11 protein-coding genes and 2 pseudogenes are annotated in these 11946 nt (G+C 68.2%); 7 read left to right on the top strand and 6 right to left on the bottom strand.

The window, feature by feature from the left end; all coding sequences use genetic code 11:
- The coding region (locus VXC91_RS37270; RefSeq protein WP_329511785.1) for an alpha/beta fold hydrolase at positions 1-642 on the bottom strand (642 nt) is incomplete at its 3' end.
- Positions 643-814: 172 nt separating this feature from the next.
- Positions 815-1291, bottom strand: coding sequence for a peroxiredoxin (locus tag VXC91_RS37265; protein ID WP_329511784.1), 477 nt, complete (start codon positions 1289-1291; stop codon positions 815-817).
- 232 nt (positions 1292-1523) lie between these two features.
- On the opposite strand from VXC91_RS37265, the gene VXC91_RS37260 reads away from it, so the two are divergent.
- Complete coding sequence (locus VXC91_RS37260; RefSeq protein WP_329511783.1) at positions 1524-2102, top strand: TetR/AcrR family transcriptional regulator; 579 nt, start codon at positions 1524-1526, stop codon at positions 2100-2102.
- A 291-nt stretch (positions 2103-2393) separates the two neighbouring features.
- Here VXC91_RS37260 and VXC91_RS37255 read toward each other — a convergent pair.
- Positions 2394-2654, bottom strand: a pseudogene (locus VXC91_RS37255) (DDE-type integrase/transposase/recombinase); the annotation flags it as partial.
- Positions 2655-2690: 36 nt separating this feature from the next.
- Here VXC91_RS37255 and VXC91_RS37250 point away from each other — a divergent pair.
- Positions 2691-3569: pseudogene (locus tag VXC91_RS37250) on the top strand (FAD-dependent oxidoreductase); the annotation flags it as partial.
- Between the two features lie 121 nt (positions 3570-3690).
- Here VXC91_RS37250 and VXC91_RS37245 read toward each other — a convergent pair.
- Positions 3691-4848, bottom strand: a complete 1158-nt coding sequence (locus VXC91_RS37245; RefSeq protein ID WP_329511782.1) for a PP2C family protein-serine/threonine phosphatase — start codon at positions 4846-4848, stop codon at positions 3691-3693.
- A 258-nt stretch (positions 4849-5106) separates the two neighbouring features.
- On the opposite strand from VXC91_RS37245, the gene VXC91_RS37240 reads away from it, so the two are divergent.
- Both VXC91_RS37240 and VXC91_RS37235 read left to right on the top strand, forming a co-directional pair.
- Entirely contained in the window at positions 5107-6006 is a 900-nt protein-coding gene (locus VXC91_RS37240; protein WP_329511781.1) for a LysR family transcriptional regulator, read from the top strand.
- Positions 6007-6249: 243 nt separating this feature from the next.
- Positions 6250-6804 (top strand): DoxX family protein, encoded by a 555-nt coding sequence (locus VXC91_RS37235; protein ID WP_329511780.1) that lies wholly within the window; start codon positions 6250-6252, stop codon positions 6802-6804.
- A 227-nt stretch (positions 6805-7031) separates the two neighbouring features.
- On the opposite strand, the gene VXC91_RS37230 is transcribed toward VXC91_RS37235, so the two are convergent.
- On the bottom strand, positions 7032-7328 hold the full coding sequence (locus tag VXC91_RS37230; RefSeq protein ID WP_329511779.1) for a hypothetical protein: 297 nt from the start codon (positions 7326-7328) through the stop codon (positions 7032-7034).
- Between the two features lie 145 nt (positions 7329-7473).
- Positions 7474-8058 carry a TetR/AcrR family transcriptional regulator gene (locus VXC91_RS37225; protein WP_329511778.1) on the bottom strand — a complete coding sequence of 195 codons (585 nt, stop codon included), beginning with the start codon at positions 8056-8058 and terminating at the stop codon, positions 7474-7476.
- Positions 8059-8402: 344 nt separating this feature from the next.
- On the opposite strand from VXC91_RS37225, the gene VXC91_RS37220 reads away from it, so the two are divergent.
- The 3 genes from VXC91_RS37220 to kdpB form a co-directional block, all read left to right on the top strand.
- Positions 8403-8492 carry a potassium-transporting ATPase subunit F gene (locus tag VXC91_RS37220; protein WP_329511777.1) on the top strand — a complete coding sequence of 30 codons (90 nt, stop codon included), beginning with the start codon at positions 8403-8405 and terminating at the stop codon, positions 8490-8492.
- Entirely contained in the window at positions 8492-10180 is a 1689-nt protein-coding gene (gene kdpA / locus VXC91_RS37215) for a potassium-transporting ATPase subunit KdpA (RefSeq protein WP_329511776.1), read from the top strand. Before VXC91_RS37220 ends, kdpA begins: the two co-directional genes overlap by 1 nt.
- Before the next feature lie 79 nt (positions 10181-10259).
- The coding region (gene kdpB / locus VXC91_RS37210) for a potassium-transporting ATPase subunit KdpB (protein WP_329511775.1) at positions 10260-11946 on the top strand (1687 nt) is incomplete at its 3' end.

Below are 11946 nucleotides of genomic sequence, written 5' to 3'. Positions count from 1 at the left end.
CAGGGCAGTGCCGGTCCCGGGACGCTGGGTGACCGCCATCAGGTCAGCGGTTTTCGCGGGGACATCCGCACCGAACGCCTGGTGGAACTTGGACTGGTCGATGGAGAGGTCGACGTCCTTGGAGCCGTCGGGGTTGGTGAACGGGACGGGACGCAGAACCCCGGGTTCTCCAAGGACGCTGCCCGGGAACTTGCTCGCCAGCTCATTGGCGCTCTCGGCCTTGTCGGGGAGGAAGGCGTCGGCGTACACCAGTGCCTTGACCTTGTCGGAGCGGGTGGCAGCGTTGCTGATCACCGCTCCGCCGTAGGAGTGCCCGACAAGAACAACCGGCCCGTCGATGCTGGCCAGCACGGCCTTGACGGAGGCGGCGTCGCTACTCACGCTGCGCAACGGGTTGGCCGCGGCCACCACTGGGTAGCCGTCCTCCTTCAGTCTCTTGATGACGCCGTTCCAGCTGGAGGAGTCGGCGAACGCGCCGTGGACGAGTACGACGGTCGGCCTGCGGTCCTGCGACGAAGACGAAGTGGTCTTTGCGGCGTTCGCCGGACCGATCGACGTGGCAAAAAGAGAGGCGGCGACCGTTGCCGTGCCCATGAGGGTGAGAGGGATGCGGATACGCCGGATACGCGAATGACGATGCATGAGAAAAGAGCCCTTTCGAGGCAGAGGTTTCAGCCGTGTCCGGACAGATGGACATGGCTGTCGTTGCGGCAGGAACTGCCGCAAGTCGTGGGGAGGCAGACCGTTCCGAGGCTCTGAGTGCTCACCTGCTGGCGGCTACGGACCGTAGTCGCTCACGGCCCGATGGTCCCCATTAGAGGCGTGCGAGTTCAGCTGTCAGCTTCTCCACCGGCTGCCAGGTCAGCCCGACAAGGGCCACGTGCTTCCACGCAATCCGCCCGCCGGGGGCGACCAGGAACACGGAGCGCCTGACACCGATACCGGGGGCCGCAACGCCGAAGAGCTTGGCCACGGACCGCTCCGGATCGCTGAGCAGCGGCATGTGCAGGTTGTTCTTGCGAGCGAACTCCTCGTGGCTGTCGACGTCCTGCGGACTGATGGCCCACACTTCGGCCCCGAGATCGGTGAACTGCTCCAGTCCGCTGGAGTACGAGCACATCTGCTTGGTGCAGACACCCGAGTTGTCCTGCGGATAAAAGGCAAGGACCACGGGGTGCTCGCGGGCGGCGCTGTAGGTGTAGGTACCCCGGGTGAACTCGCCGTCACGCAGGACTCCTCCGGGCAGGACGAAGTCCGGCGCCAGGCTTCCTGCGTCTATCGAGCTGGCCATTGCATCTCCCTGTTCACGATGCCCCTCGTCACCCATCGTGTCCGATCGACGAGAAGTAGATAGAACGTTTCGTCTAGCACTCGGACAGTAACGCCTGACTCGGGCGTGGTCAACATGGGCCCCATCCGGCCGACCCTCGCTTCGGCCTGCCCTAGCAGATGCGCGGAGTGCGGGATGGCCACCAGGATCGACCGGCCTCCGAGTAGAACGGTCTGTCCAGTATGATGTGAGCGTGACCTCCTCGAGAACATCTGCGGCCCGGGCTCGGCTCCTGGACACGGCATCGCGCATTTTCTATGCCGACGGCATCCGCCATGTCGGTGTTGACCGCATCATCGCTGAGGCCGGGGTCACCCGGGTCACGTTCTACAGGCACTTCCCCAGCAAGGAAGACCTCGTGCTGGCCTATATCGAGCAGCGTGATCAGCAGATCCGGGCAGCGGCGACGCAGGCCTTCCGGGCGAGCACCGACCCGGAAGAACTTCTCCTGATGCTGATGGCGGGCTTCGGGGAAGAGATCTGCCGCCCCGGCTTCCGTGGCTGCCCATTCATCAATGCCGCAGCTGAATACTCCGACCCGGACCATCCGGTGCGGCTCGCGGTCCGCACCCACCGTTCCTGGTTCAGGCAGACAGTCAAGAACCTGGTGACCGCTGCCGGCTGCCGGGACAGCGAGCACACCACCGCGGCTCTGGTCCTTCTGCGAGACGGGGCGATGACCGGGGGTGACCTGGACAATCCCGAGGCGGTGCAGGTCCAGTTGATGCACGCTGCGCACACAATCATCACGGACAGACGAAATCCTCAGTAATACCGGCCACGAGCCGATCGAGATCGAGGTCACCAAGGCCCCGCCAATCTGGCTGGAGATGGCCGAGGTCACCCCGTGCGAGGGATTCCAGCCGCGTACGTGGAAGCTGCGCCGTGACACCCAGGACGACGGCGGGGCACAGCCGCCCCCACTTCCTCACCCCCGCCCAGCACGCCCGGAGCGAGCGGGTCAGGTCGGCGGTGAGCTTGGGATCTGGCGCTGTCACGTTGTTGGGTGTGCGCGTGTCTGACGGCTCGTCGGGGCATGGTGGCCCGCGGTCCGGGCCTGTGTTCAGGCCGTGGTGGGCTGGCCGGTGGCGCCGGTGGTCTGGTCCCTGATGGCGAAGCGGAGGGTCATCTCGGCTCGGTGGTCGGGGGCGCTCATCAGGTGGCGGCGGGTCCGGAAGTGGGGCGGGATGCCGCTGAACGCAGACAGGAACCGCTGCGCCCCACCGGTACTACGGAAGCCCTTCATCGCAGGTTCACGCTGCCTCGTCGGCTGATGACTGTTCTCCGCTCGGTTGTTCAGTTCCTTGTGCGAGCGGTGCTCCACCGAGGGCATGACCTCGCGCCCCTCTGAGCCCCGTTCGGGCATCCCTGGGCGACCTTGTGGCAGGGGCTGGGCTCGCAGGTCACCCTGCTCGCCCGCCGCCGTCTGCTGCCGCGGATGGAATCCTTCGCGGGGTAGCTGCTGGAGCGCGGTCTGACCGAGTCCGGTGCGGACGTGCGGACCGGGGTACAGGTGACCGCGCTGCGCCGCCCGGACCGCAGCGGGCCGGTCAGCCTCACCCTGGACGACGGCAGTGAACTGGAGGCGGACGAGGTCATGTTCGCCACCGGGCGTACCCCGGCGACCGACGACATCGGCCTTGAGACGGTGGGTCTGACCCCGGGCGCCTGGCTGGATGTGGACACGACGTGCCTGGTCCGCGGGGTGGAGGGGCAGTGGCTGTATGCGCTGGGGGACGTCAATCATCGTGCCCTGCTCACTCACCAGGGCAAGTATTAGGCCGGGATCGCGGGTGACGTGATCGCCGCCCGGGCAGGCGGCCTCGCGGTGGACGACGCACCCTGGGGCGACCACGCGACCACGGCCGACCAGCATGCCGTTCCCCAGGTGTTCTTAACCGACCCGGAGGCCGCCGCGGTGGGTCTGACCGCGGAGCAGGCGGTCGGCGCCGGCCACCGCATCAAGACCGTGGACCTCGACTTCAATGCAGCCCAGGGCGCAAAACTCTACGCCGGCGGCTACCGGGGTCGTGCCCGCATGGTGGTCGATGTCGACCGGGAGATCCTGCTCGGGGTGACGTTCGTCGGTCCGGGGGTGAGCGAGCTGCTGCACTCTGCGACCGTCGCGGTCGCCAGCGAAGTCCCGCTCAAGCGGCTGCGGCACGCGGTGGCGTGTTTCCCGGCCGTCAGCGAGATCTGGCTCTTCCTGCTCGCCGCCTACCAGCGCGACCAGGACTGATCCAACCCCTGCCCGAGGGGCCGGGGCCTCCTTCCCGTGCCGAGCAGATTCTCAGGAGATTGCGACCTCACGGCCCACGCCGACAGATGCCGACGCCCAGCCCGAGGCGCCCTGCGGGGCGTCACAGGTGCCGCGGGTTCGGATGGATGTGGGGCCGCACGGGTGACTCCTCCCGCTCCAGCACGATGAGGGCCATGTCGTCCGCGTGACACCCGCCCGAAAACTCCTGAAGGTCATCGCGGATCGTCCGCACGAAGGTATCGGGTCGGTGATGGGCCCATGCGGCGAGTCGCTCCTCCAGAGGGTAGAAGGCGCCCTGTCCGTCCCGGGTCTCGCTGACCCCGTCGGTGTACAGGAGCAGCCGGTCGCCCTGGGTGAACCGGAAGGTCATGGGGGTGTGGGAGGACTCGGCCAGGGCTCCGAGCCCCAGAGGGGGAGCGGGGTCACGGACCTCGATGGGCTTGACCGTGCCGTTGTGCAGCAGGAGCGGAGGTACATGGCCGAAACTGATCAGCCGGGCATGGGGCGCACAGTCGGGAATCTCGAGGACGGCCGCCGTCACGAAGCGCTCACCGGGCCATTCGGCCACGTCCGAGCCGGGCGTCTGCGCCAGGTCCCATCGAACACTGTGGTCCAGGGCAGTGGCCAGGTCGGACAGCGTGGAGTACTGGTTCGCGCCGAAGCGGAACGCTCCGAGCACGGCCTGGATGTCGCCGATGGCGTCGAGTCCCTTGCCGCGTGCGTCCCCGATGATCAACCTGGTGGCCCCGGCGGTGCGGACCAGTGCGTAGAGGTCGCCCCCGATACGCGCCTCGGCCTCCGCGGCCACATACGCGGACGCCAGGGACACCGGACCTGCGCGCCGCGGCAGCGGGCGCATCAGAACGGCCTGTGTGGCCTCCGACACCCGGCGTACCCCGGCCAGCTGGCGCTGCTGCTGCTCTCGCAACCTGGTGACGAGCAGGAGCAACAGCGAGAACAGCACCAAGGACAGCAACTGGACGAGCACGTTCTCGGTGGTCAGCGCATGTCGCTCGGCTCCCGCGGCGATGAGGGCCGCGACAGCGAGTGCGGCAAGAACGGCCGTGCGGCGTGTGTCGGCGAACGCGGTGGAGAGCGCGAGCGGGACCACGAGCAGGTAGGCGAGATGGATGTCAGGCGGGAGGAACCAGTCGGCCACAGGGACGGCCACGATCGGAACGGACCACAGGGCAACCCACCAGTACCCCCGCCATGCGGTGGGCGGCCCGTTCGTAGCCAACGGCGGCCAGCGCTGCATCCTGCTCCTTTGTGGGCGCACCCGCTGCTCCTTTGTGGGCGCACCCGACAGGCGAACTGCCCCGCCCGGCGTACCCGCCGACGTCGATGGACCGCAGGCGACCACTGCAGGGCACCCGATTACCCCCTCTGGTGCCGGGTATAACCTCGACGATCTGTGAATTCATGGCCATAAGACCATTCATTATCCCGATAAGGGATATAAGGGAAGCTTCTGGCCTGATGGCTCGAGTGACCGCTGCCGTGAGGCGATGGGTGCATGGAGTTGCGGGAGTTGCATGCCTTTGTGGCGGTGGTCGAGGAGGGTGGCTTCTCGGCCGCGGCTCGGCGGTTGCACGTCAGCCAGCCGGCGCTGTCCCAGACGGTCAGTGGTCTGGAGCGGCAGTTGCGGGTGAAGCTGCTGGTGCGCAGCAGCACCGGTGTGCGGGCCACCGACGCGGGCGCGGCCCTGCTTGCTGAGGCTCGTGCGGTCCTCGCCCGGCATGATCAGGCGCTGCGGAGGATGGCCCGGTTCACGGGCGGAGGCGGCGGGGTGCTGCGGATCGGCATTCCGCTGGAGTTTCCTTCGCGCCTGCTGAATCCTGCCCTCGCGGAGCTGGCCGAGGCCTTTCCGGACACCCGGGTGCAGGCCCGGCATCTCTCCACGACCGAGCAGCTGTCCGCACTGCACGCCGGCGAGCTCGATGTGGGATTGCTACGTGAGCGTCCGATCGGGCAGAAGTTCGACGCGATGCTGGTCAACAGGGAAGAGCTCGGCGTGCTGCTGTCCGCGCCGCAGGCGGCCGAGCTGTCCGGACCGGAAGGAATCCCGCTCGATGCGTTGGCCGGTCTCGAGTGGCTGTCCTTTCCCCGTGCGGACAGTCCTGCCTGGTACGACGAGTTGACCGCGATCCTGCGCAGCCACGGGGTGGACCTGGGAGCGCAGGCGCCGGCAGGACAACGGCTGATCGCGGAAGTGAAACTGGCGGCCGTCAGCGCGGGACGGGCCTTTGCGCTGGCTCCGCCGGACTGGCCGCAGCTGCTGCACGACAATGTGGCGTGGTCACCGCTGGTCGGGCATCCCATCGTCCGTCGGACGTGGGCCGTGTGGCCGGCCGCCTCCCGGCGTCAGGATCTGGGCCGCCTGATTGCCGCGTTCGAGCAGCCGTCGGCGAGTTGACCCCAGTCGGGCTCTGCTCCGCCCAGAATCGGAGAAACCCGCAGCTTCGAAGCCGGCCGCGTTGATGACATCCCGAGGTCGAGGGGCGCCGACGTGCAAGATCGCTCCTCTTGAGGAAAGCTGGACGGGGGCGGTCCGCGTTCCGTCATGACATGCAGGCGCTCACCGCCGACCGGTCGTTCGGTGCCTTTTCAGGCAGGGGGTCAGCACCCGTCTCCGCGTCGTCCCGAGCGGGGCATTCAGATGGGGAAGCAGAGCTCGGACCGGCTGTCGGCTCCGACGGAACGGGCAGCGCGGTACACCGCTGGGCCATGGGCATTCGCCGGCGACTGGGGCCTCCTGCTCATCCGGCTCACCTTCGGCCTGCTGATGGCCGGACACGGTGCCCAGAAGCTCTTCGGTCTCTTCGGTGGTCGGGGCCTGACGGGTACCGGCAAGGGATTCGCGGCCCTCGGCTACCACCCGGGAGAGCTCTACGCCGCGATAGCCGGACTCTCCGAGTTCCTCGGCGGCCTCGGGCTTGCTTCGGGACTGTTCACCCCGCTCGCGGCCGCGGCCCTCATCGGCGTGATGATCAACGCCATGGTGTCCGTCACCGCTGCACATGGTCTGTGGGACAGGGACGGCGGGGTCGAGTACAACGTCGGCATCGCCGTTGTCGCCCTCGCGATCGCCGCCACCGGTCCCGGCCGACTGGCCCTCGACCGGTTCTTCCGGTGGGGCGCGGGTGGCTGGGCCGCAGCCGCCTTCGCCCTGGGGGTCGGCGGCGTCGCCGCCGCCATCCCGCTCGCCCTTTGAGGCGGGCAGCGGCTCCGGTGTCGACTACGGTTCCCGGCACCTGTCCGCCCACGACGGCCGGGCCGTGGCCTCGAATCGGCCGCGCACCGGCTGGTGTGTCACCGGGTGCCCTGCCTCCCGGCAGCGGGAAGGCGCACGTCCTGGGGCGCATGCACCGGGTGGACAAGGCAGGTGCATGCGCGGGGAGCGAGGCCGGCGCAGGACGGACGGCCGCCTCGCGTGCGGAGTCACGCTTCCACGTCGCAGACGCGCACAAAGCTCTGCGGGACGCTCCAGCGGCCGGCGGTCGCGGCAGACCAGTCGGGCTCCCAGCCGGGCCGTGTGCCGCGAGCCCCCCAGCCGTCCGGCTGCATGCGGGGGACTTCGAGTCCGGACCGCTGTGCGGCGACCGCGGCGGCATGGACCTCTTGCGCGTGGCGCAGAGCGCTCGCTGGGCTGTCGGCCTGACCGGTGAAGATGTGTACTCCGCGGCGTCCGTTGCCGTTCGTCGTGGGAACGTCGACCTCGTAGACCGCCAGGGCCATGACGTCGATCTCCTTTCGTGGTGGTGGTGCGCACCTTCCTTGTGGTGAAACTGAACGTTTCGTTTTCCACGGGTTTCAACGGCTGAGGGATGGGTGGAATTCCCGTTAGGGTGGCTGATCTGACTTTTACACCGGTTTGTACGGGTCACCGGGCCAGACCGCAGAGCGCCACACGGACCACTTCGTCCGCCGCCTTCTCGTCCAATGGCGCGTGCCCGGCCATCAGCCGGTACACCAACGGACCGAAGAAGAGGTCGAGAGCGACATCCGGGTCGACATCGGCGCGCAGTTCGCCCCGCTGGACGCCGCGATCCCAAATCGCCCGCACCAGGCCCCGCCGAGAGGTGACGAGCTGCCGGGCCAGCTCCGAGGCCACCTTGGGGCCATTCTGCGACTCCGCCAGCAGTTGCGCGAAGATCCGCCCGATCGGGCTCGCGTAGAACCGCATCATGCCGCGCACCGTGAGCCGGAAGTCCTCGGCCGCCGAGCCGGTGTCCGGGTCCGGTGACTCGGCATCCATCTGCGACAGGAAGGCCTCAAGGGCGACCGCGTACTTGTTCGGCCACCACTTGTAGATCGTCGCCTTGCTCACGCCGCTTCGGGCGGCGATCCGGTCGGTCGTCGCCGCGCGCAGGCCCCCCTGCTGCAGAAGTTCGCCGCACGCGCTCAGGACGGCGCGCCGCGCCGGTTCGCTGCGCGGGCGACCGGCTTTCGGGATCTGAGCGGCCATGGTCCTCCTCCACGGTGCGTTGCCACGGGCGTCGTCCGCCGCAGGCACGGTGCGCCTCATCCCACACTGCGCCATCGCCGCGGCCCGGACCGTGGCGGGGAGCCGCTGGGTCCCACGGCGTCACAACCACCTGTGCGGCCGCACTGTCGAGGCCACGCCACCCCGACCGCCTCCGGCAGCCCCTTCAGCCCGTTCACTCTTTTTCCACCTGCCGGGCCGGTGCTTTCACCGCGCGGCTACCGAGGGCGGAGCCACGCTGCATCCGTGGCAGATATCTGGGTTGTGATCGGAATCGTCGGTTTCCTGGCCGCAATGCTCGGCCTGATCTGGTCCTTGGAGCGAGTGTGAGCGTGACTGACGTCCTGCTGTTGGTTTTGTCGTTCGTCATGTTCGTCTATTTGGGCGTGGCGCTGTTCAAGGCGGAGCGATTCTGATGGCGTTCGCATGGACCATTGTCGTGATGGTCGTTGTCCTGGGGCTGTGTTGGCGGTTCCTGGGCTCGTACATGGTCGCGGTGTACGAGGGCCGCTCGCGCTGGATGACGTGGCTGGAGCGGCCGATCTACCGTGCGCTGCGGGTGTCACCGGAGTCGGAGCAGACGTGGCAGCGCTATGCCGCGTCGGTGGTCGGCTTCAGCGCCGTGGCGCTGCTGGTCACCTACGGCATCTTCCGGCTTCAGGGGTCTCTCCCGTTCAACCCGCAGCACTTCGGTGCGGTGCGGGCGGACACGGCGTGGAACACATCGGTGTCGTTCGTGACCAACACGAACTGGCAGTCGTACTCGGGTGAGACGACCATGTCCTATCTGTCGCAGATGGGCTCGCTGGCGGTACAGAACTTCCTGTCCGGCGCGGTTGGTATGGCGGTGGCGATCGCGCTGGTGCGCGGTTTCGCCCGTAAGGGGTCGCCGACGATCGGCAACTTCTGGGTCGACCTCGTCCGCGGCACGATCTACGTGCTGCTGCCGATCGCGTTCGTGGCGGCGATCGTGTTCATCGGGCAGGGCGCAGTGGAGACGCTGGCGGGCGTGGCGCCGGTGCACAACGAGCTGAACGGTGTCAGCCAGGTGCTGGGCCGCGGCCCGATGGCCTCGCAGGAGGTCATCAAGCAGCTCGGCACGAACGGCGGCGGCTTCTTCAACGCCAACGGTGCCAACCCACTGGAGAATCCGACCGGTCTGACGAACCTGCTGTCCATTCTGCTGATCCTGTGCATCCCGGTCGCGTTCACCTACGTGTTCGGCAAGATGGTGTTCAGCACCCGCCAGGGCCTGGCGATCCTCGCCGTTATGACGGTGCTGTTCGCCGGCTGGCTGACGATGGCCGCGGTGGCCGAGCACCAGGGCAGCCCGGCGATGGCCGCTGCCGGTCTCAGCGACGCCGGCATCGGAAACATGGAGGGCAAGGAGACCCGGTTCGGGGTGCTGTCCTCGTCGCTCTACAACGTGACCTCGACGCAGACCTCGACGGGATCGGTGGACTCGGCGGCGGACTCGTACACGCCGATCGGCGGGTTCGCGATGCTGACCGGCATGATGCTCGGCGAGGTCAGCCCCGGCGGTGTCGGGACCGGCCTGTACGGCATTCTGCTGTTCGCGGTGATCACGGTGTTCATCGGCGGCCTGATGGTCGGGCGGACACCGGAGTACCTGGGCAAGAAGATCCAGGGCAAGGAAGTGAAACTCGCGGCCCTCGGTGTGCTGGTCATGCCGATCACGGTGCTGGTGCTGACCGCGATCGCGGCCGCCATAGGCGTCGGACGGGCCGGGCCGCTCAATGCCGGGCCGCACGGGTTCTCCGAGATCCTCTACGCCTACACGTCGCAGACCAACAACAACGGTTCCGGGTTCGGCGGACTCAGCGCGAACACCCCCTTCTACAACATCACCGGCACCATCGGGCTGCTGCTGGGTAGGTTCGGCATGATCATCCCGGTGCTGGCGCTGGCCGGCAGTCTGGCCGCGAAGAAGCCCGTGGCCGCGGGGCTCGGGACCTTCCGCACCGACAGGCCGATGTTCGTGGGCCTGCTCACCGGTGTGGTCCTCATCGTGGGCGCGCTGACCTTCCTCCCGGCTCTGGCTCTCGGGCCGCTGGTCGAGCAGGTGAGCCACGGATTCTTCTGATGCGAGCGAATCCGGTGCGTGCTGAATGCGTAAACCCCCTGTCACCGCGGTCATTGCGCGTGTGGAAAGGAATGCTGTGATGCAGGACGTTGATGTCCTTGACAAGTCGGCCGCGGGGCCAGGTGTGCCCGACGGGCCGCGCGGTGTGGTGAACCGGCGCAGTCTGTTCGACCGACAGATCCTGCGGCAGGCCGCGGTGGACTCGGTCCGCAAGCTCGACCCACGCGTGCAGATCAAGAACCCGGTCATGTTCGTGGTGCTGATCGGCACCGTGGTCACCCTGATCGAGTCGATCGCCCACCCCAGCGTGTTCACCTGGCTGGTGACGGTATGGCTGGCGCTGACGGTGCTGTTCGCCAACTTCGCCGAGGCGATGGCCGAGGGCCGCGGCAAGGCGCAGGCCGACACCCTGCGCCGCACCCGCACCGAGACCGACGCGCGCCGGCTGGCGGCCGACGGCACCGAGGAGCGCGTCGCGGCCGGGGACCTGAGTACGGGCGATGTCGTGGTGTGCGAGGCCGGGGACGTCATCCCCTCCGACGGCGAGATCACCGAGGGCGCTGCGTCGGTCGACGAGTCGGCGATCACCGGCGAGTCCGCCCCGACGATCCGCGAGTCCGGTGGCGACCGCTCCGCGGTCACCGGTGGAACGCGAGTGCTCTCGGACCGGATCGTCGTGCGTATCACCGCCGAGCCGGGGCAGACGTTCCTGGACCGGATGATCCGCCTGGTCGAAGGGGCCAAGCGGCAGAAGACCCCGAACGAGATCGCGCTGGCGATCCTGCTCGCCGCACTCACGATCATCTTCATCCCGGTCGTGGTCACGCTGCAGCCGATGGCCGGCTTCTTCGGCGCCGAGGTGTCGGTGGTCATCCTCATCGCGCTGCTGGTCTGCCTGATCCCGACCACGATCGGTGCGCTGCTGTCCGCGATCGGTATCGCCGGCATGGACCGGCTGGTCCAGCGCAACGTGCTCGCGATGAGCGGCCGCGCCGTCGAGGCCGCCGGCGACGTACAGACGCTGCTGCTGGACAAGACCGGCACCATCACCCTCGGCAACCGGATGGCATCCGCGTTCCACCCCGTCGGCGATCACAACGAGGCCGACCTGGCCGAGGCGGCGCAACTGGCGTCGCTGGCCGACGAGACCCCGGAAGGACGATCCATCGTCGTCCTCGCGAAGGAACGCTGCGGCCTGCGCGAGCGTGACCTGGGCCCGTCCCACACGTTCGTCCCGTTCACCGCGACCACCCGGATGTCCGGCCTGGACATCGCCGAGCGGCGCATCCGTAAGGGTGCCGCGGACGCTGTCAAGCGCTGGGTCGGCGAGCAGGGCGGAACCCTGCCGCCGGAGCTGGACTCCATCGTCGAGCGGGTCGCCAAGGCCGGCGCCACCCCCCTGGTGGTCGCCGACGGCCCCGAGGTGCTCGGCGTGATCGAACTCAAGGACGTGGTCAAGCAGGGCATCGCCGAGCGGTTCGCCGAGTTGCGCGCCATCGGTATCCGCACCGTGATGATCACCGGTGACAACCCGCTGACCGCTGCCGCGATCGCCCAGGAGGCGGGCGTGGACGACTACCTGGCGGAGGCGACCCCGGACAGGAAGATGCAGCTGATAAAGGCCGAGCAGGAGGGCGGAAAGCTGGTCGCGATGACCGGCGACGGCACCAACGACGCCCCCGCCCTCGCGCAGGCCGATGTCGGTGTGGCGATGAACACGGGCACCACCGCCGCGAAAGAGGCCGGCAACATGGTCGACCTCGACT

The organism is Streptomyces chiangmaiensis, from assembly GCF_036281785.1.
Lineage (GTDB): Bacteria > Actinomycetota > Actinomycetes > Streptomycetales > Streptomycetaceae > Streptomyces > Streptomyces chiangmaiensis.
Note: the sequence above shows the minus strand (reverse complement) of the source record. Positions and strands in the feature narration are given on the sequence as shown.

Excerpts from the sequence above, each read along its gene's own strand:
- VXC91_RS37265 (WP_329511784.1), bottom strand. The coding sequence starts at position 1,291 with ATGGCCAGCTCGATAGACGCAGGAAGCCTGGCGCCGGACTTCGTCCTG.
- VXC91_RS37245 (WP_329511782.1), bottom strand. The coding sequence starts at position 4,848 with ATGCAGCGCTGGCCGCCGTTGGCTACGAACGGGCCGCCCACCGCATGG.
- VXC91_RS37240 (WP_329511781.1), top strand. The coding sequence starts at position 5,107 with ATGGAGTTGCGGGAGTTGCATGCCTTTGTGGCGGTGGTCGAGGAGGGT.
- VXC91_RS37235 (WP_329511780.1), top strand. The coding sequence starts at position 6,250 with ATGGGGAAGCAGAGCTCGGACCGGCTGTCGGCTCCGACGGAACGGGCA.
- VXC91_RS37230 (WP_329511779.1), bottom strand. The coding sequence starts at position 7,328 with ATGGCCCTGGCGGTCTACGAGGTCGACGTTCCCACGACGAACGGCAAC.
- VXC91_RS37225 (WP_329511778.1), bottom strand. The coding sequence starts at position 8,058 with ATGGCCGCTCAGATCCCGAAAGCCGGTCGCCCGCGCAGCGAACCGGCG.
- kdpA (WP_329511776.1), top strand. The coding sequence starts at position 8,492 with ATGGCGTTCGCATGGACCATTGTCGTGATGGTCGTTGTCCTGGGGCTG.